Annotated in this window: 16 protein-coding genes; 11 read left to right on the top strand and 5 right to left on the bottom strand. The window is 75.2% G+C overall.

Annotation, left to right across the window (positions count from 1 at the left end; all coding sequences use genetic code 11):
• Positions 1–46: 46 nt before the first annotated feature.
• From AC3RKA_RS08850 to AC3RKA_RS08830, 5 genes are all read left to right on the top strand, one after another.
• Positions 47–1,372 (top strand): TadA family conjugal transfer-associated ATPase, encoded by a 1,326-nt coding sequence (locus AC3RKA_RS08850; RefSeq protein WP_489727130.1) that lies wholly within the window; start codon positions 47–49, stop codon positions 1,370–1,372.
• Entirely contained in the window at positions 1,369–2,496 is a 1,128-nt protein-coding gene (locus AC3RKA_RS08845) for a type II secretion system F family protein (RefSeq protein ID WP_475464512.1), read from the top strand. The genes AC3RKA_RS08850 and AC3RKA_RS08845 overlap by 4 nt, the downstream gene beginning before the upstream one ends.
• Before the next feature lie 176 nt (positions 2,497–2,672).
• Positions 2,673–2,906, top strand: a complete 234-nt coding sequence (locus AC3RKA_RS08840; RefSeq protein WP_475464513.1) for a DUF4244 domain-containing protein — start codon at positions 2,673–2,675, stop codon at positions 2,904–2,906.
• Entirely contained in the window at positions 2,899–3,351 is a 453-nt protein-coding gene (locus AC3RKA_RS08835) for a TadE family type IV pilus minor pilin (protein WP_065572459.1), read from the top strand. Before AC3RKA_RS08840 ends, AC3RKA_RS08835 begins: the two co-directional genes overlap by 8 nt.
• The gene (locus AC3RKA_RS08830) at positions 3,348–3,788 is read left to right on the top strand and encodes an Rv3654c family TadE-like protein (RefSeq protein WP_489727129.1); all 441 of its coding nucleotides are present in this window, start codon (positions 3,348–3,350) and stop codon (positions 3,786–3,788) included. The genes AC3RKA_RS08835 and AC3RKA_RS08830 overlap by 4 nt, the downstream gene beginning before the upstream one ends.
• Here the strand turns inward: AC3RKA_RS08830 and AC3RKA_RS08825 are convergent.
• Positions 3,707–6,304, bottom strand: coding sequence for a DEAD/DEAH box helicase (locus AC3RKA_RS08825; RefSeq protein WP_489727128.1), 2,598 nt, complete (start codon positions 6,302–6,304; stop codon positions 3,707–3,709). The two genes, AC3RKA_RS08830 and AC3RKA_RS08825, sit on opposite strands and share 82 nt — an antisense overlap.
• Positions 6,301–7,074 carry a GNAT family N-acetyltransferase gene (locus AC3RKA_RS08820; RefSeq protein ID WP_036334901.1) on the bottom strand — a complete coding sequence of 258 codons (774 nt, stop codon included), beginning with the start codon at positions 7,072–7,074 and terminating at the stop codon, positions 6,301–6,303. Before AC3RKA_RS08820 ends, AC3RKA_RS08825 begins: the two co-directional genes overlap by 4 nt.
• Positions 7,075–7,167: 93 nt before the next feature.
• Between AC3RKA_RS08820 and trhO the strand changes: the two genes are divergently transcribed.
• Together trhO and AC3RKA_RS08810 are read left to right on the top strand one after the other, a co-directional pair.
• Complete coding sequence (gene trhO / locus AC3RKA_RS08815; RefSeq protein WP_002856992.1) at positions 7,168–8,097, top strand: oxygen-dependent tRNA uridine(34) hydroxylase TrhO; 930 nt, start codon at positions 7,168–7,170, stop codon at positions 8,095–8,097.
• Positions 8,094–9,770: a DUF7059 domain-containing protein gene (locus tag AC3RKA_RS08810; RefSeq protein WP_206480324.1), complete on the top strand. Its 1,677-nt coding sequence runs from the start codon at positions 8,094–8,096 to the stop codon at positions 9,768–9,770. Before trhO ends, AC3RKA_RS08810 begins: the two co-directional genes overlap by 4 nt.
• Positions 9,771–9,791: 21 nt before the next feature.
• Here AC3RKA_RS08810 and AC3RKA_RS08805 read toward each other — a convergent pair whose 3' ends face one another.
• Positions 9,792–10,439: a hypothetical protein gene (locus AC3RKA_RS08805; RefSeq protein ID WP_002856316.1), complete on the bottom strand. Its 648-nt coding sequence runs from the start codon at positions 10,437–10,439 to the stop codon at positions 9,792–9,794.
• Between the two features lie 380 nt (positions 10,440–10,819).
• On the opposite strand from AC3RKA_RS08805, the gene topA reads away from it, so the two are divergent.
• From topA to proC, 4 genes are read left to right on the top strand one after another with little or no spacing between them, the layout of a single operon-like run.
• The gene (gene topA, locus AC3RKA_RS08800; RefSeq protein ID WP_002856321.1) at positions 10,820–13,654 is read left to right on the top strand and encodes a type I DNA topoisomerase; all 2,835 of its coding nucleotides are present in this window, start codon (positions 10,820–10,822) and stop codon (positions 13,652–13,654) included.
• Between the two features lie 5 nt (positions 13,655–13,659).
• The gene (locus tag AC3RKA_RS08795; protein ID WP_002856323.1) at positions 13,660–14,682 is read left to right on the top strand and encodes a Ppx/GppA family phosphatase; all 1,023 of its coding nucleotides are present in this window, start codon (positions 13,660–13,662) and stop codon (positions 14,680–14,682) included.
• A 2-nt stretch (positions 14,683–14,684) separates the two neighbouring features.
• On the top strand, positions 14,685–15,572 hold the full coding sequence (locus AC3RKA_RS08790) for a sugar phosphate isomerase/epimerase family protein (RefSeq protein ID WP_489727127.1): 888 nt from the start codon (positions 14,685–14,687) through the stop codon (positions 15,570–15,572).
• Positions 15,569–16,399: a pyrroline-5-carboxylate reductase gene (gene proC, locus AC3RKA_RS08785; protein ID WP_002856327.1), complete on the top strand. Its 831-nt coding sequence runs from the start codon at positions 15,569–15,571 to the stop codon at positions 16,397–16,399. The genes AC3RKA_RS08790 and proC overlap by 4 nt, the downstream gene beginning before the upstream one ends.
• Before the next feature lie 15 nt (positions 16,400–16,414).
• On the opposite strand, the gene AC3RKA_RS08780 is transcribed toward proC, so the two are convergent.
• Positions 16,415–17,092 carry a potassium channel family protein gene (locus tag AC3RKA_RS08780; protein WP_002856329.1) on the bottom strand — a complete coding sequence of 226 codons (678 nt, stop codon included), beginning with the start codon at positions 17,090–17,092 and terminating at the stop codon, positions 16,415–16,417.
• Positions 17,085–18,560, bottom strand: coding sequence for a TrkH family potassium uptake protein (locus AC3RKA_RS08775; RefSeq protein WP_002856331.1), 1,476 nt, complete (start codon positions 18,558–18,560; stop codon positions 17,085–17,087). Before AC3RKA_RS08775 ends, AC3RKA_RS08780 begins: the two co-directional genes overlap by 8 nt.
• Positions 18,561–18,693 lie beyond the last annotated feature (133 nt).

The following is an 18,693-nucleotide window of genomic DNA, read 5'->3' as shown; positions in this document are numbered from 1 at the left end:
GCGGCCGCGGACCGCGGCGGCCGCCCCGACCCGCAGGAGGCCCGCCATGCGCCCGTTCGTCCCCGCCGCCCCGGCCCGCCCGCCCCGGGGCCGACGACGCCGCCCCGCCCCGCCCGAGGGCAGCCGACGGTTCCCGTGGCCCCGCACTGACCCGGCCGAGCCGGAACGCACGCAGGTCGCCGCGCCGCCGCTGGCCACACCCGCAGCGGGCCCCGGCGGGCTGGACGCCGCCGTCGTGCGCCGGCGCGTGGCCGAGGCCCGTGCGTCGGCCGCGGACGGTGCGGAGCCGCCGCTGGCCCCGCTGATCGCCGAGGCCCTCGACGCGCCGATCGACGACCCGCGCGTGGCGGCGCTGGTCGATGAGCTCGACGGCTTCGGCCCGCTCGCACCCTGGGTGCGGACCCCGGGCGTGACCGACGTGCTCGTGGACGGCGCGGGCGCGGTGTGGACCGACGGGGACGAAGGCCTCGTCCGCCGCCCCGGTCGGCTCGACCCCGAGACCGCCCGGGCGCTCGCGGTGCGGCTGCTGCACCGGGCCGGCCGCCGTCTCGACGCGGCGGTGCCGCTGGCCGACGCCCGCGTGGGCGGCGTGCGCGTCCACGCGGTCCTGCCCCCGGTCAGTGGCGGCGGCACCCTGCTGAGCCTGCGGATCCCGGCCGCGACGACGCCGTCGCTGGCCGCGCTGGCCGACGGCTGGCCGGACGGCGCCCTCTGGGCCGACGCCCTCGAGGCGCTCGTGCGCGACCGCGCCACCGTCCTGGTCAGCGGCGCGACCGGGGCGGGCAAGACCACGCTGCTCTCCGCAGCCCTCGGCCGGGTGCCGGGGGACGAACGGATCGTCGTCGTGGAGGACACGGCCGAGGCCGCGCCCGATCACCCGCACGTGGTCGCACTGCAGTGCCGCGCCGCCAACGCGGAGGGCGCCGGCGAGGTCGGACTGGCCGAGCTCATCCGCCACGCGCTGCGGATGCGGCCGGACCGGCTCGTGGTCGGCGAGTGCCGCGGCGCCGAGGTGGCCGACGTCCTCACCGCCCTGAACACGGGACACCAGGGCGCGTGGGGCACCCTGCACGCCAACGCCGCCGCCGAGGTGCCCGCCCGGCTGACGGCCATGGCCTCCCTGGCCGGCTGGCGGCCCGAGACGGTGGCCGCGCAGGCCCGCGCCGGCGTGGACGCCGTGCTGCACGTCGCCCGGGACGGCCACGGGCGGCACCCCGTCGAGCTCGCCGTCCCGGACCCGCGCGCCGACGGGTTCGCCCTGCTGCCCGCCCTCACATGGCGGCCCGGGACGGAGGCGACGGGCGGGCGGACCGTCGAGGGACCCGGCGTGCCCGCGCTCGCGGCCCGGCTGGCGGGGCGGAGCGGCCGGTGAGCACGACGACGGCGGCCGGGCAGGCACGACGGTCGCGCGCCGGGCGTGCCGCGGCGCTGCTGCCCTGGCGGGCGGGGCGGGCGAGGCCGGAGGAGGAGACGGAGGTGCTCATCGACGTGCTGCGCCGCTGGGCCGCCCTCGTCGCGGCCGGTCTGACCGAGGAGCAGGCCTGGCGGGAGACCGCGGGCACCCTGCCCGCCTGCGGGTCGGGCCCGGGCGAGGCGGGTGTCGCATGCTGCGCCCATCACCACGCCCGACGCCGGGCCGAGGCGCTGGCCTGGGATGCGCCGGCGGCGCATGCGCCGACCGGGGAGGCGGCGCGCCGCGGTGGGACCCCGCCCTGGCGGACCCCCGCACAGGACCCGGGCTGGGCGTTGGTCGATGCGGCGCTCGCGGCCGGGGCCCGGGCGGGTGCCGCTCCCGCAGCCGTGGCCCGGCGGCTGGCCCACGGCCTCGAGGCGGACGTGGACGCGGCCCGGGCCCGCCGCTCGGCCGCGGCGGGGCCGGGCGCGACGTCCCGACTGCTGCAGTGGCTGCCCCTGGGCGGCCTCGGCCTCGCGTGGCTGCTCGGCACCTCCCCGTGGGACCTGGTCCGCTCGCCCTTCGGTGCCGTGGTCGCCGCGGTGGGGCTGCTGTTCTGGCTGGCCGGGCGGTCCTGGACGCGCCTGCTGCTGCGTGCGGCCGCGCGCGAGCCGGCGGCGGTGGGCTCCGCCGTCGTGCTGGACGTGCTGGCGGCGCTGCTCAGCGCAGGCCGATCCCTGCCCGCCGCGCTGGACGACCTCGCTCGGACCCTGCCGGGCGCCCGCGGCCTGCGGGCCACGGCGGCGCTGCTGCTCTGGGGCCGGGACTGGGACGAGGCGTGGGTGGGCCTCGACACGGACCCGGTGTGGGCCGAGACCGCCGCCCGACTGCGTCCGCTGCACCAGTCCGGGATGGCCGGCGCCCGCACGCTGGCCGAGACCGCCGCCGCCGTCCGTCAGCAGACCCGGCGGACCGATGAACGGGCGGCCGAGGAGCTCGCCGTGCGCCTGGTGATGCCGCTGGGGCTGTGCCTGCTGCCCGCCTTCGTGTGCTGGGGCGTGGTGCCCGTCGTCATGGCCCTGCTCGGGGCGGGACCGGGCTGAGGCGGCGGCGACACCGGGGCGTCCGGTCCTGCACAGGGCCCCGTTCGCCCCGCCCCATCCCCGGATCCGCACCGCCCCCGGCGCGCGGGGCCTGCACCGGGCCAGCCTGGGACCAGCGGCCCGGCCGGGCCGTCACCACCGCCCCGCACCGCGGGGCCCACTCCAGGAGGACCACCATGACCCACCGCTCCCACACCGCCCAGCCCGCCGCCACCCGCCCGAGCGATCGCGACCGCCTCGCCCGCGTCGTCGAAGCCGCGGGCGAGGAGACCGGCGCGATCACGGCCGAGTACGGCATCCTCACGCTCGCCGCCGTGGGCTTCGCGGGCGTGCTGGCCGTCGTGCTCACCAGCCCGGACGTGCAGTCGCTGCTCGTGGACCTCGTCTCCGGGGCGCTCCAGCGTGACTGAGCACCCGACCTCCGCCCCGCCGTCCGCGCGCCGCACGGGCGCCCGGACGGCGGGGTGGCCCCGGGCGCTCCGGGGCGGCGAGACCGGGGCCGTCACGGCCGAGTACGCGGTGCTGCTTCCCGTGATCGCGTTCGTGCTCGTGTCCGTCCTGCTGGCCGGCGCCGCCGCGGTGCAGCAGGTGCGGGGTCAGGACGCCGCGGCGTCGGCCGCCCGCATCCTCGCCCGGGGCGACGACGAGGCGGCGGCCCGGGACGCGGTGGCGCGCATGGCCGGCGACGACGCCTCGCTCTCGCACACCGTCGAGGGCGGGTGGGTGACCGTCGAGGTCGTCCAGCCCGGCCCCGGGCCGCTCGCCTGGGCCGAGGTGCTCACCCTCACCGCGCACGCCGCCGCCCCCGACCAGCGGCCCGGAACGCCCGCCGCCTCACCGGAGGACCGGTCATGACCCGCGGGAGGGCGCCCGCGCGGGGCGAACGCGGCTCGGGCACCGTGTCCGTCCTGGGCACGGCCGCCCTGGGGGCGGGTCTGCTGCTGGCGGTCGCGGCGCTGGGGCAGGCCTCGGTCACCGGCTCCCGGGCGGCCGGGGCCGCCGACCTGGCGGCGCTCGCCGCCTCCGACGCCCGGCGCGGGCTCTCCGACCACGAGCCGTGCGTGCTGGCCGGGCGGACCGCCGAACGCAACGGGGCCGTCGTCGTGGCGTGCGAGGTGCGCGAGGACGGGACCGTGCGCGTCGCGGTCGAGCTCGCCCGCGCCCCGCTGCCGGCGGCCACGGCCGACGCCGTCGCGGGTCCGCCGCGGTCTCAGGCCCCGGGCGCCGCGTCCTCGGACCCGCCGGGGGCGCCGCCCGAGCCGTCGGCCGAGGCGTCCGCCGGGACGAGGTGATCGGCGTGGTCCATCAGGAACCGCAGGACGGTCAGCGCGCCGGCCTTGTCCAGGGGGCTGTTGCGGTTGCCGCACTTGGGGGACTGCACGCAGGACGGGCAGCCCTCCGCGCACTCGCAGGCCGCGATGGCCCCCGCCGTCGCCTCGACCCAGCGTCGCGCCTGCTCGAAGCCGCGTTCGGCGAAGCCCGCCCCGCCGGGCCGGCCGTCGTAGACGAACACGGCGGGGGAGCCCGTGTCCGGGTGCAGGACCATCGAGACGCCGCCGATGTCCCAGCGGTCGTTCGAGGCGACGAGCGGCATCATGCCGATCATCGCGTGTTCCGCCGCGTGGAGGGCGCCGGGCAGGCGATCCGTGGTCAGACCCGCGGCGATGAGCTCGTCCGAGGCCGCCTGGAACCACACCGCCGAGGTGAACAGGTCCCGCGCCGGCAGGTCGAGGGGCTCCTCGCCGAGCACCTCCCCGGAGGCCAGGGCCTTGCGCTGGAAGGACACCACCTGGGTGCGGACCTGCACCTCCCCGAGGCACCAGCGCAGGGTGCTCTCGCGCGCGTCCAGGCGACGGTGCACCGCGACGATCTCGATCTCCGTGACGTCCCGGGCCTGCGTGGTGAAGTCCGGCCAGGCGCGCGTGACCACCACGGCGTGCGCGTCCTCGTCCAGCTCCGCCACGAGGTACGTGCGGTCCTGGTGCACGTACACCGCGCCGGGATGCGCCTGGTAGTGGGTCTGGGGCGAGTCCATCGTGCCCAGCAGGGCACCGGACTCGGCGTCGATGATGTCCATGGGCCCGCCGCCGTCGTCCCGCAGGGAGACCATGCCGGCGGCGTGCTCGGGGTGCGTCCAGAACCAGCCGGCCGGCCGACGGCGCAGCAGCCCCTGCTCGACCAGCACATCCAGCAGGGCGCGCACCCGCTCCGGCTCCCCGAACCAGCCGAACGCCTCGGGCGTGATCGGCAGCTCCGCAGCGGCCGCGCACAGCTGCGGGCCGAGCAGGTGCGGGTTCTCCGGGTCCACCACGGTGTCCTCCACGCCCAGGTCGAACACGGCCTCCGGGTGGTCCACCACGAACGTGTCCAGGGGGTCGTCCGAGGCCACGAAGAACGCGAGCGCATCCTGGCCACCGCGCCCGGCGCGGCCGATCTGCTGGAAGAACGACGCGCGGGTGCCCGGCCAGCCGGCCACCACCACCGCGTCCAGCCCCGCGACGTCGATGCCCATCTCCAGCGCCGGCGTCGAGGCCATGCCCAGCAGCCGACCCGAGCGCAGGTCCGCCTCCAGCTCCCGCCGCTCCTCGGGCAGGTAGCCCGAGCGGTAGGCCGCGATCCGCGTGCCGAGCCCCGGCTCGACCTCCTCGAGCTGCCGCTTGGCCGCGCTGGCGATGGCCTCGGCCCCGCGCCGCGAGCGGATGAACGCCAGCGTGCGCACCTGCTGCAGGGCCAGGTCCGTGACCAGGTCGGCGGCGGCGGCCATCGCCGAGCGGCGGACGGGCGCGCCGTTCTCGCCCCGACGGTCCGTCAGCTCCGGCTCCCAGAACGCCACCGTGACCGCCCCGTGCGGGGACGTGTCCTCGGTGACGGCCGTGGCCGGCGCCCCGATCAGTCGGGCGAAGTGCCCGGCCGGATCCGCCGACGTCGCGGACGCTCCGATGAACACGGTCTCCGGACGGTCCCCGCGGTAGTGGGCGGCGATGCGCCGCAGCCGGCGCAGCAGGATGCCCACCTGCGAGCCGAAGACGCCCCGGTACGTGTGCGACTCGTCCACCACCACGAACGCCAGGTTCCGGAAGAACGCGGCCCACCGCTCGTGATGCGGCAGGATCCCCACGTGGAGCATGTCCGGGTTGGTCATGAGCACGGTGGCGTGCTCGCGAGCCCAGATCCGGTCCTGCGGTGCGGTGTCGCCGTCGTAGGGGGCCGCGCGCAGCCCCGGGGCACCGTCCCGCTCGAGGGCGCGCCAGGAGGTCAGCTGGTCCGCCGCGAGGGCCTTGGTGGGGGCGAGGTAGAGCGCGGTGGCCCGGGGGTCGGCGGCGAGCCGGGTGCCGACCGCCAGCTGGTAGCCCAGCGACTTGCCCGACGCCGTGCCCGTGGCGAGCACGGTGTGCGTGCCCGAACCGGCCAGGGTCGCGGCGCGCACCTGGTGCAGCCACGGCCGCTCGACGCCGCGCGCCGCGAACGCCCTGACCAGGCCCTCCGGAGCGTCCGCGGGCCAGTCCGTGTGCCGGGCCTGCCGTGCGGGCAGCTCGGTGACGTGGCGGATCTGCTCGGGAAGCCCGGCCCGGCCCAGCGCCGCACGGAGTCCGGCCCCCGCCGGGGTGTCCGGGCGCAGGTCGCCGGGTGCCGTGACGGACAGCCCGGCCACGACGTCGGCCACCACCTCACCGACGGGCTGCGGCTCCGGTCCGGAGAAGTCCGGGGCGGCGTCGTCGACGCCCGGCGCGGCGTCCGCCGTGCCGGGCGGGCCCCAGCCGCCTGCGGGATCCGCCCAGGGGTCGTGCTCCGGGAGGTGGCCGGTCACGCCCCCATGGTGCCGGTGTGCTCGGCGGTGGGGTTGTCCTCGGCCAGGCCGCGACCCCAGATGGACACGGGGCCGAGGTCGGTCCAGGCGAGGTGGCGGTACAGCTTCTGCCCGTCCGGGGAGGCGACGAGCAGGCCGCGGCTGATCTCACCCTCGCTCATGACCTCGGAGGTCAGGTAGCGCATCACGAGGGAGCCGAGGCCGCGGCGGCGGTGGTTCGGGGACGTCCAGATCCGGTCGTAGACGGCGGTGCCGTCCTCCTCGGTGACCCAGCCGAGGGCGGCGAGCTCCTCCTCGCCCTCCGGCGCGGTCGAGGCGCCGACGGCCAGGATGCGCAGGCGACGGCTGCCCTCCATCGGCTGGTCCACGCGGGCCTCATAGCCCTCGGGCAGCAGCGGGGGCTCCACGTCCTGCAGCTCGGGGTCCATGTCCATGGTCATGAAGCGCTCCGGCTCGGCCTGGGCCTTCAGACCCATGGCCTTCGGGTCCTCGCCGGCGTCGCCGAACACGGTGAGGAGGATCTGCTCCTGGTCGCGCAGCGCCTCGCGCAGGTCCTCGAGCTCCGCGCGGGAGGGGTTCACCACCACGTGCTCCCACGTGGCCGGCACGTCCACCGTGGCGCGACCGGAGCCGCCGGGGATCATGCGGGCGGGGCGAGGGGTGCGCAGGGCCGCGCGTCGCCCCGCCTCCCGGCTGATGCGGTAGCCGCGCGATCGCGACCAGGCCGCGAACCAGGTGTCGACCAGTGCCGGATCCAGATGCTCAGTCATGTCTGAAGGGTAAGGCGTGAGGCCGGTGCGGGCCAGGTCCCGCCCGTCCCGCACGGCCGTCACGTCCGGGGTCGCGCACTAGCCTGGACCTCGATGAGCACCGCCCCCCTCTCCCGCATCGCGCTGTACTACCGGTTCACCCCGCTCGCCGACCCCGAGGCGGTGCGGCTGTGGCAGCGCACGCTCGCGGCGTCCCTCGGCCTGACCGGCCGGATCATCGTGTCGCCGCAGGGGATCAACGGGACCGTCGGCGGACCGGTCGACGCGGTCAAGCGCTACGTGCGCGGCACGCGGGAGCATCCGGCGTTCCGGGACCTCGAGGTGAAGTGGTCGGACGGCTCGGCGGCGGACTTCCCCCGCCTCTCCGTCAAGGTCAAGCCCGAGCTCGTCGCGTTCGGGGCCCCCGAGCGCGTCACCGTGGACGCGGACGGCGTCGTCGGCACGGGGGAGCGGCTCACCCCCGCCCAGGTGGACGCGCTCGTCGCCGAGCGCGCCGGCACCGCGAACCCCGTGCGCTTCCTCGACGGCCGCAACACGGTGGAGGCGGCCATCGGCCGCTTCGACGGGGCCGTGGTCCCGGACGCGCACACCACCCGCGACCTGCTCGCCGCCGTCGACTCCGGGGCCCTGGACCACCTCAAGGACGCGCCGCTGATCACCTACTGCACGGGCGGCGTGCGCTGCGAGGTCCTCTCCGCCCTGCTCAAGGACCGCGGCTTCGCCGAGGTCTACCAGCTCGACGGCGGCATCGTCCGCTACGGCGAGGCCCGCGGCGACGCCGGACTGTGGCGGGGCGAGCTGGCCGTGTTCGACCGACGCCTGTCCACCCGCTTCACCGCCGACGCCGAGACCATCGGCCGGTGCGTCACGTGCCAGGCCCCGACCTCGGCGCTGCGCAACTGCGCCGACCCGGCCTGCACCACGCTCGAGGTCCGCTGCGCGGCCTGCGCCGTCGACGACCCCGAGCACCGCTGCCCCGTCTGCGCCCACCGCCCCCACCCCGCTGAGAGGACCGAGGCATGAGTCCCGTCCCGACACCTCCGTCGCCCCCCGCCCCGCGGCTGACCCCGGCCACGGCCGTGGCCCTCGCCGCGGACCTGGCGGCCCTGCCGTTCACCACCGCCGCCGTCGAGGGGCTGCTCGGACCCGTGGCCACGCTCGCCCTGGACCGCGAGCACGCCGAGGCCGCCCGCCGCGTCGTCGCCGGCCACCTGGCGAGCCCCGGCCGGCACGACGACGCAGCCGGCTCCGACGACCGGCACGGCACGCGGGGCCTCGCCGCCGCCGTCGGGGCCTGGCTGCTCGGCGACCCCGTCCCCGCCGTCGACCTCGACGCAGCGCTGCCCAGCCTCGGCCTGGCCGGGGCCGTGGCGGCCGGGCTCGTCGTCGAGGGACCGGACGGGCGCGTGCGCGGCGCGGTGGACCTCTCGCCGTATGAGGCGGACGAGCCGGGCCGGATGTGGATCGCCTCGGACCTGACGGCCCTGCAGCGGCGTGGCCCGCTGCCTCCCGAGCACGTGCTCGGCGTCGGTCGGGCCTCCCTCACGCTCGCCGGCGCCACGCAGCGCCGTCCCGTGGCCCGCGCCCTCGACGTGGGGGTGGGCTGCGGGATCCAGACCCTGCACCTGCTCGCCCACGCCGACCACGTCACCGCCACGGACCTGTCCGAGCGCGCCCTCGCCTTCACCCGGTTCAACCTGCTGCTCAACGCGGACGTGCTCGGCCTCGACCGGGAGCGGCTCGAGGACCGGGTCCGGCTGGCGGCCGGCGATCTGCTGGCGCCGGTGGCGGGGGAGCGGTTCGACCTCGTGGTCTCGAACCCGCCGTTCGTGATCACCCCGCGCACGGATCCGGACGCGCCCGTGCTGACCTACCGCGACGGCGGCCGCGAGGGCGACCGGATCGTCGCGGAGCTGATCGCGGCCCTGCCGGACGTGCTCGCCGAGGGGGGCACCGCGCAGCTGCTCGCCAACTGGGAGATCCCGGCGGGAGACACCGCCGACGCCGACACCGCACCGTGGGACGCGCGCCCGCGCTCGTGGGTGGCGCCGGGGATGCAGGCCTGGTTCATCCAGCGCGACCGGCAGGACCCCGCGGGCTACGCGGAGACGTGGCTGCAGGACTCCTCGCTCGAGCTCGACCCGCCCGCCTACGAGGCCGCCTACCGCGGGTACCTGGACGACTTCGCCGCGCGCGGGGTCGCGGGCGTGGGCTTCGGCCACGTGTGGCTGCGTCGGCCCGCCGCGGACGGCTCCCAGGGCCGGGGGTGGGTGGTCGCCGAGGAGCTGACCCAGCCGGTCGACGAGGCCCTCGGCGGGGCGTGGGCCGCCGCCGTCGCCCGCCGGGACCGGCTCGCGGCGGGCCCCGGGGCGGGGGACGCCGTGGGAGACCCGGCCCTGGCCGCGCTGCGGGGCCTGCACCTGCGCGTGGCCGCGGACGTCACGGAGGAGCGGCACCAGCGCTTCGGGGCGGAGCACCCCGAGGTGATCCTGGCCCGCCAGGGCTCCGGGTTCCGGCGTGTGGCGCGCCTGGACACCGCGACGGCGGGCGTCCTCTCGGCCAGCGACGGCGAGCTGTCCGTGGGGCAGCTGGTGGGCGCGGTCGCCGCGCTGCTGGAGCTGGACGAAGCGGGCCGGGCCGGCCTGCTGGCCGCGCTGCGGGAGCTGCACGAGGACGGGTTCCTCGTGGAGGGCTGAGCGGACGGCCCGGCCCACATCTCAGATCAAGCCGAGCCGCGCAGCGTGGCGCAGATGACGCACGAACATCTCGTCGTCGGGATCCCCGCGGCGCATCACCGGCACGGCCTCGCCGAAGTCCGGGTCCGGCTCGGGGAAGCCCACGAGTCCCTCGAGGTGCTCGTCCACCATCTGCCCGAGCACGCCCTCCACCGTGAAGCCGGTCACCGCCCCGTCCTCGACCTCGAGGATCGCGGTGACGCGCTGACCCAGTGCGTGCTGGGTGAGGACCAGCCCGTAGGGGTGGTCCTCCTGGGGGACCTGACTCTCCAGCCCTGTCCAGTAGGCGACGTCGGCACGCTCGGCGCCCTCGTCCCACTCGGCTGCCGCGTCCGCGTCCTCCCGCTCCGACTCGAGGTGCAGGAGATACGCATCGAGGGAGCCGAAGGCGTGCCGGGCGAAGTGCAGCAGGGTGACGGTGTCCGTGACCGTCCACAGGACCTTCTCCGTGTGGTTGCGCAGCTCCTCGTCGTGCTGCAGATGGCCGCCCGAGAGGATCTCGCGTGCCAGAGGTCTCGCGCGGTAGCACTTCTCCAGCAGGGAGCCCACGTCCGTCGCCGTGGGGTTCGGCCGGGCCGCGGACTCCCAGCGGCGGACGAGGTCCGCCGTCGACCCCGGGGCGGTCAACACGTCCCCTGCCCGGCCACGCCGTCGAACGCGTGGATGCCTTCGGGCTTGCGGTTGTCGCCGTGGTGGTGGCAGTACGTGCCCGAGCCCGACGTGTCCTTCTCCGGACCCACGGGCCTGAGGCCGGAGCCTCCGGGCCGCCACCGCCGGGCAGCAACCCGGGACCGACGGGGATGCATGGCCTGAGCATAGGCTGAGTGTCCGGAGGCGGGCAGGAGGACCCGAGCCCGTGTCCGGCGGACGGGGCCCGCCCAGGGGCCTGTCAGGCTCCGGGCGTTATCGTGGTCAGCGCGCCCTACGATGTGGGGACGTCCGCCCCCGGCGGACACGGGTCGGCTCGCGTCGGCCCCGGACCCGCAGCCATCCCGTCCCAGGAGGACCCGTTGTCCACTACCCCCGCTTCCGTGACCGCTTCCGTGCCCGAGGGCAAGAAGCTGGTCATCGTGGAGTCCCCGGCCAAGAGCAAGTCCATCGCGAAGTACCTCAACGCGGTGGGCTCCGGCTGGGTGGTGGACTCCTCCGTGGGGCACATCCGCGACCTGCCCAAGCCCTCGGACCTGCCGGCGGACATGAAGAAGGGCCCGTTCGGCAAGTTCGCCGTGGACACGGAGCACGGCTTCACCCCGTACTACGTGGTGCACCCGGACAAGAAGAAGAAGGTCACGGAGCTCAAGCGCGAGCTCAAGGACGCCGAGGCCCTCTACCTCGCCACGGATGCGGACCGCGAGGGCGAGGCCATCGCCTGGCACCTGCTGGACACCCTCAAGCCCACGGTGCCGGTGTACCGGATGACCTTCGGCGAGATCACCAAGGAGGGCGTGCGCCGAGGCCTGGAGAACATCCGTGAGCTGGACACGGCCCTCGTGGACGCCCAGGAGACGCGCCGCATCCTCGACCGGCTCTTCGGCTACGAGCTCTCCCCGGTGCTGTGGCGCAAGGTCTCCCGCGGCCTCTCCGCGGGCCGTGTGCAGTCCGTGGCCACCCGCCTCGTCGTCGAGCGCGAGCGCGAGCGCATGGCCTTCGTCTCCGCGCAGTACTGGGGCGTGGAGGGCACGTTCACCGTCGCCGAGGGCGCCCAGGCCGCCGAGGCCGTGGGCAGCTCCTTCACCGCACGTCTGAGCACCGTGGACGGCGAGCGTGTGGCCACGGGCCGCGACTTCGACGACGCCGGGCGGCTCAAGGCCTCCGCCGGCAAGAAGGTGACCCACCTGGACGAGGCCGGCGCCCGCTCGCTGGCCGAGGGTCTGCGCGGGGCGGACTTCACGGTCGACTCGGTGGAGGACAAGCCGTACACCCGCCGCCCGGCCGCCCCCTTCACCACCTCCACGCTGCAGCAGGAGGCCGCCCGCAAGCTCCGCATGAGCTCCCGCGTCTCCATGCAGGTGGCCCAGCGCCTGTACGAGAACGGCTACATCACGTACATGCGCACGGACTCGGTGAACCTCTCGCAGGAGGCCGTGCAGGCCGCCCGGCGCCAGGCCACCGAGCTCTCCGGGGCGGACGCCGTGCCGGCCCAGCCGCGCGTCTACGCCAAGCGCAACGAGACCGCGCAGGAGGCCCACGAGGCCATCCGGCCCGCGGGGGACTCCTTCCGGACCCCGGCCCAGGTCGAGGCCGAGCTGCGCCCGGACGAGTTCCGCCTGTACGAGCTGATCTGGAAGCGCACCGTGGCCTCGCAGATGGCCGACGCCAAGGGCTACACCGCCACGCTGCGGCTCTCGGCCGCCGCGCAGGACGGCCGCCTCGCGCAGTTCAGCGCCTCGGGCACCGTCATCACGTTCAAGGGCTTCCTCGACGCGTACGAGGAGGGTCGGGACGCCGAGGTCGATGGCGAGAACGCGGAGGCCAAGGACCGCCGACTGCCGCAGGTGGCCCAGGGCGAGCGCCTCACCGGTGACCCGATCGAGGCCACCGGGCACGAGACCTCCCCGCCGGCCCGCTACACCGAGGCGTCGATCGTCGCCGAGCTGGAGCGCCGCGAGATCGGGCGTCCCTCCACGTACGCCCCGACGATCTCCACGATCATGGACCGCGGCTACGTGTCCAAGCGCGGCACCGCGCTCGTCCCGTCGTGGACCGCGTTCGCGGTGATCGGCCTGCTCGAGGACTACTTCGCGAAGTACGTGGACTACGACTTCACGGCCCGCATGGAGGACGACCTCGACCGGATCGCCGCGGGCGAACTCGGCCGCGAGGCCTGGCTGCAGACCTTCTACTTCGGGGCCCCCGCCGCGGAGACGGAGAAGGGCGTCGAGGGCCTCAAGCACGTGGTGGACAACCTCGGCGAGATCGACGCGCGGGCCGTGAACTCGCTGCCGATCACCGAGGACATCACCCTGCGGGTGGGCCAGTACGGTCCGTACCTGGAGCGGTCGCTGCCGGCCGACGCGGAGGCGGGCGCCACCCCGCCGCGCGCCAACGTCCCCGAGGACCTGGCCCCGGACGAGCTCACCCCGGCCAAGGCCGAGGAGCTGTTCGCCACCGCCCAGCCCTCCGAGCGCGAGCTCGGCACGGACCCGGAGACGGGCCGGACCATCGTCGCCAAGGACGGGCGCTACGGGCCCTACGTCACCGAGGTCATCCCCGAGATGACCGAGGAGGAGCTGCAGGCCTGGCTCGACGCCCAGCCCACCGAGTACTACAAGAACGGCAAGCCCAAGCCGAAGAAGAAGCCGGCCAAGGAGAAGCCCCGCACCGGCTCCCTCTTCACGAGCATGTCCGTGGACACCGTGACCCTCGAGCAGGCGCTGCAGCTGATGTCCCTGCCGCGCGTCGTGGGCGCGGACGCCGAGGGCGAGGTCATCACCGCCCAGAACGGCCGCTTCGGGCCCTACCTGAAGAAGGGCTCGGACTCGCGCTCGCTCGAGTCCGAGGACCAGATCTTCAGCATCACGCAGGAGCAGGCCCTCGAGATCTACGCCCAGCCGAAGCAGCGTGGCCGCGGGGCCGCCAAGCCGCCGCTGGCCGAGTTCGGCGAGGACCCGGTCTCCGGCAAGAAGGTCACTGTGAAGGAGGGCCGCTTCGGCCCGTACATCACGGACGGCGTCACCAACATCACCGTCCCGCGCGGCCGCCAGCCCGAGGAGCTCACGGCGGAGGAGGCCTACCAGCTGCTCGCGGACAAGCGCGCCAAGGGCCCGGCCACCCGCGGCGGTGCCAAGAAGCCGGCGGCGCGCAAGGCCCCGGCCAAGAAGACCACCGCGCGGAAGAAGGCCTGAGCGCCATGCGCCTCGGCGTCCTGGACATCGGCTCCAACACCGTTCACCTGCTGCTCGTGGACGCCCACCCGGGGGCCCGCCCCGTCGCCTACGCGGAGCACAAGCGCTCCCTCCCGCTGATCCGCTACCAGGACGCCGACGGGGCGATCACGGAGGAGGGTCAGCGGGAGCTCGTGGACTTCGTCCGTGAGGCCGCCGCGTTCGCGGAGGAGCACCGGGCGGAGGACATGATCTCGTTCTGCACCTCGGCGATCCGCGAGTCCGCGAACGGCGCCGCCGTGCTGGCCCGCGTGCAGGCCGAGACCGGTGTGCACCTCTCCGAGCTCACGGGGGACCAGGAGTCGGCCATGACGTACTTCGCCGTGCGCCGCTGGCAGGGCTGGGACGCCGGCTCCATCCTGAACTTCGACATCGGCGGCGGCTCCTTCGAGATCGCCTACGGCCAGGACGAGCTGCCCTCGCACGCCCTGTCCCTGCCGCTGGGCGCCGGCCGCCTCACCCGCGACTGGGTGCCCGAGGACCCGCCCAGCCCCAAGGCGGTGAAGAAGCTCCGCAAGCACGTGGAGAAGCGACTCGAGGAGGCGTACACGGTCTTCCCGCGCATCGAGTCGCCCGTGGTGGTCACCGCCACCTCGAAGACGTTCCGCTCCCTCGCCCGGATCACCGGGGCGGCGCCGTCGGCGGCGGGGCCCTTCGTGAAGCGGCACCTGCGCGCGGACGACCTGCACCTGTGGGTGAACCGCCTCGCGGCGATGACCATCGCGGAGCGGGCGGAGCTGCCCGGCGTCTCGGACGTGCGCGCGCACCAGGTATTCGCGGGGGCGATCGTCGCGCTGACGGCCATGCGCACGTTCGGCATCGCCCAGCTCGAGATCTGCCCGTGGGCGCTGCGCGAGGGCCTGATCCTCAACCGCCTCGACGCGCTCATGCTCGAGGGCCACCTCACCCGGGACGGCCTGCCCGGCGTCGGCCACGTGAACCTCAACCCGGACACCCTCCTGCCGGGACTGAGCCTGGGGGTGCGCTGAGCATGGTGGACGCCACCGCGCACCTGGCCCCCGCGGCGCGCTTCGGCGCGGACATCCCCGTGCCCCTGTCCTCCTCGTCCGTGTTCCCCCTGGGCACCCAGGACGTGTTCGCCACCGCCGAGGACCTCGGCTACGACGGCGTGGAGGTCATGGTCACGCACAACGCGTGGAGCCAGGACGCGCGGCGGCTGATGCGGCTGTCCGAGCGGCACGGGATGCCCATCGACTCCATCCACGCCCCCACCCTGCTGTTCACGCAGCAGGTCTGGGGCTCCGCGTGGTCCAAGATCCGCCGCTCCGTGGAGCTGGCGCAGGCCGTGGGTGCGGCCACCGTGGTCGCCCACCCGCCGTTCCGCTGGCAGGGCACGTACGCGGTGCGCTTCGCCGAGGGCATCCACGAGCTCATGGCGGAGACCGGTGTGGTGATCGCGGTGGAGAACATGTACCCGTGGCGGGCCTACGGCCGCGAGGCCAAGATGTACCTGCCGCACTGGAACCCGCTGCCCGAGCCGTACGAGCACATCTGCTGGGACTTCTCCCACGCGGCCATCGCGCGGGCGGACTCTCTGGCGGCCGTCCGCGAGCTCGGCCCGCGGCTGCGGCACGTCCACCTCACCGACGGCAACGACTCCGGCAAGGACGACCACCTGGTCCCCGGCGAGGGCACGCAGCGCGTGGCCGAGACCCTGCGCCACCTGGCGACCGAGGGCCTGGCCGGCGCGGTGTGCGTGGAGGTGGGCACGCGCGGCGTGGAGTACGCGGGCCAGCGCGAGGAGAAGCTGGCCGCCTCGCTCGCGTTCGCGCGCGAGCACCTGGCCGCCGGCGGGACCGACCACCACGACGACGACGGCGTTCCGCGCCCGACCACGAAGGAGACGGACCGACCATGAAGCTGACCATCCTGGGCCTGGGCACCATGACCGGCGCGATCCTCGCCGGGGCCCTCGACGCCGGCGCCGTGCGCGCCGAGGACGTCACCGCCACCACCCGCTCCGCCGCCTCCGCCGAGAAGGCGGCCGCGCAGCACGGCGTCACGGTGACCTCCCAGGAGCGGGACGAACGCACCAACCATGCCGCGGTCGCTGAGGCGGACATCGTCCTGGTGGGCGTGAAGCCGAAGGACATGGTCGCCACCCTCACGGACCTGGCGCCGTCGCTGCGCCCCGAGACCGTGGTGGTGTCCGTGGCAGCCGGCGTCACCGCCGCGACCATGGCCGCCGTGCTGCCGGCGGGGCAGCCGATCGTGCGGACCATGCCGAACACGCCCCTGACGGTGGGCTCCGGCGTCGTGGGCGTGGCCCCCGGGCCGGGCGTCACCGAGGAGCAGACCACCGCCGTGCGCGCTCTCTTCGAGGGCTCCGGCCTGGTGGTGCCGGTGGCCGAGGAGCAGCTCTCCGCCGTGGTGGCCACCGCCGGCTCCGCCCCGGCCTACGTGTTCCTGCTGGCCGAGCTGATCGCCGCCCACGGTGCGGAGATGGGACTGGACGCCGCCTCCGCCGAGGCCATGGCCGCGGCCACCGTCAAGGGCGCCGGCATCATGCTCCAGCAGGAGGGGGCCAGGGCCGAGGCTCTGCGCAAGGCCGTGATGAGCCCGAACGGCACCACCGAGAAGGCCGTGGAGGCGTTCCTGGACGGCGGCATGGGCGACCTCGTGAACCGTGCCATGGACGCGGCCGCGCAGCGCGACAAGGAGATGGCCGAGGAGTTCGGGGCCTGACGGCTCCGGCGTGCCTCAGGGCCGGGCGGCGAACCGGTCGATGAGGTCCGTGTGCCCGGAGACGATGAGGGTGTCGCGCGGGCCCACCCGGGTGTCCGGCTGGGCGTAGGTGAAGTCCTCGCCCGGGGTCTTCACGCCCACCACGGTCACGCCGTACTTGGAGCGCACGTGGGACTCGGCGAGCGTGAAGCCCACGCACTCGGCCGGCGGGTACATCTTCACGATCGCGAAGTCGTCGTCGAACTCGATGAAGTCGAGCATGCGCCCGTTCACGAGGTGGGCGGCGCGCACGCCGGCGTCGTGCTCCGGGAAGATCACATGGTTCGCCCCGATCCGCTTGAGGATCGTGCCGTGCGCCTCGCTGATCGCCTTCACCCAGATGTGCGGGATCTCCAGGTCCACGAGGTTCACGGTGATCAGCACCGATGCCTCGATGGAGGTGCCCACGCCGACCACCGCCGTCGAGAAGTCCTGCGCACCGAGCTGGCGCAGGGCCTCGGAGTCGGTGGCGTCCGCCTCCACCACGTGGGTCAGCGAGGGGGCGTAGCGCTGCACGAGGACGGGGTCCCGCTCGACGGCGAGCACCTCGCGCCCCTGTGCGACGAGCTCCTCGGCCGTGGCGGCGCCGAAGCGGCCCAGACCCACGACGAGCACGGGGGCGTTGGGATCGGTGCGCTGCGGGGTGTCAGCCAATGACCGGCCTCTCGACGGGGTAGCGGTAGAGCACGCGCCGCTGGCGCAGGGCCAGGGCGGCGGCGAACGTGATCGTACCAACGCGGCCCGCGAACATCATGGCCGTCAGGACGTACTTGCCGGCCGGTGGGCTCTCCGCGGAGACGCCCACGGAGAGTCCGCACGTGCCGAACGCGGAGATCACCTCGAACAGGGGCCGCTGGAGGGACTCGTCGGTGATGTGCACCAGCGCCAGAGTGGCCACGAGCACGAGGGTGGCCCCGAGTGCGAGCACCGCGATGGCCACGCGCAGGGACTCGGGGGCGATCGTGCGGCCGTGCGCCGTCACCTCGCGGTCGCCGCGCGCCTCCGCCACGATCGCGAGGAACATGATCGCCAGCGTGGTCACCTTGATGCCGCCCGCGGTGGAGGCGGACCCACCGCCCACGAACATCAGCGCGTCCATGAGCAGCAGGGACTCGGGCTGGTGCGCGTTCGTGTCGTCGATCGCGAAGCCTCCGGAGCGGGTCATCACGGAGCCGAACAGGGAGTGCCCGACCCGCTGCCAGAAGCCCATGCCGGCCTGGGTCGCCGGGTTGCCCGCCTCGAAGAAGAAGAGGGCGACGGCGCCGAGCACCAGCAGGGCCAGCGTCACCTCGACCGTGAGCTTGGTGTGCAGGTTCCACTCCCGGAACCGCCACCCCTTCTCCAGCAGCACCATGACCACGGGGAAGCCGAGCGCGCCGAGGAACACGCCGACGCCGAGCACCGTGATGACCACCGGGTCGTGCATGATCTCCGGCAGGCCGTCCACGTGCAGGGTGAACCCCGCGTTGTTGAAGGCGCTGACCGAGTAGAAGACACCGTGCCACAGGCCGGTGAGCCACGAGCCGGAGATGGCCGCGAACCGCGGCACGAGGACGAGCGCCAGCGCGGCCTCGGCGGTCAGCACCGTCACGACGACGACGCGCAGCAGCTGGCCGACCTCGCCGAGACTGCCGGAGGTCATGCCCGCCTGCTGCGTCGCCAGCTTCGACCTCAGGCCCAGATGCCGGGAGACGGCCAACGTGAGCAGCGAGGCCATCGAGAGGATGCCCAGGCCGCCGATCTGGATGGCCACGAGGATGATCACCTGGCCCGCGGGGGACCAGTGCTCGGCCGTGTTGACGGTGGTCAGACCGGTCACGGAGAAGGCGGAGACCGCGGTGAACATGGCGTCGTGCAGGGGGGTGGCGTGGCCGTCCGCCGCGGCCCACGGCAGGGCGAGGAGCCCGGTGAACACCAGGGCCATGAGGGCGAAGGCGGAGAGGGCGGCGCGGGCCGGGGAGCCGCCCACCACCGAGCTGACGGCACGGCCCGAGCGCCGCAGCGCCGTGCGCAGGTCGGTCGAGGACTCCAGCGTGGAGGCCTGGCCGGGCCGGGGGAGTCCGCCGGGCCGGCGCACCCCGCCGTGGCGGCGGGCGTGCGGGGTCGGACGGGGACCTGCCACGGGGCACCTCCTGCACGGGGACGGGGAACGGACCGGCTCCCAGTATCGCGCGCCCCTGAGGCCCGCGCGTCACGTGGGTGAGACATCCGAGGCGCTCGTCGCCACCGTGCCGCCCGGAGCCCTAGGCTGGACC

Source organism: Micrococcus sp. iso_229 (genome assembly GCF_058072725.1).
This window is presented reverse-complemented; position numbering and strand designations above follow the sequence as displayed.

Coding starts and splice junctions, on each gene's coding strand:
- AC3RKA_RS08850 (WP_489727130.1), top strand. CDS start 47: ATGCGCCCGTTCGTCCCCGCCGCCCCGGCCCGCCCGCCCCGGGGCCGA.
- AC3RKA_RS08830 (WP_489727129.1), top strand. CDS start 3,348: ATGACCCGCGGGAGGGCGCCCGCGCGGGGCGAACGCGGCTCGGGCACC.
- AC3RKA_RS08820 (WP_036334901.1), bottom strand. CDS start 7,074: ATGACTGAGCATCTGGATCCGGCACTGGTCGACACCTGGTTCGCGGCC.
- AC3RKA_RS08840 (WP_475464513.1), top strand. CDS start 2,673: ATGACCCACCGCTCCCACACCGCCCAGCCCGCCGCCACCCGCCCGAGC.
- proC (WP_002856327.1), top strand. CDS start 15,569: ATGAAGCTGACCATCCTGGGCCTGGGCACCATGACCGGCGCGATCCTC.
- AC3RKA_RS08795 (WP_002856323.1), top strand. CDS start 13,660: ATGCGCCTCGGCGTCCTGGACATCGGCTCCAACACCGTTCACCTGCTG.
- AC3RKA_RS08810 (WP_206480324.1), top strand. CDS start 8,094: ATGAGTCCCGTCCCGACACCTCCGTCGCCCCCCGCCCCGCGGCTGACC.
- AC3RKA_RS08790 (WP_489727127.1), top strand. CDS start 14,685: ATGGTGGACGCCACCGCGCACCTGGCCCCCGCGGCGCGCTTCGGCGCG.
- trhO (WP_002856992.1), top strand. CDS start 7,168: ATGAGCACCGCCCCCCTCTCCCGCATCGCGCTGTACTACCGGTTCACC.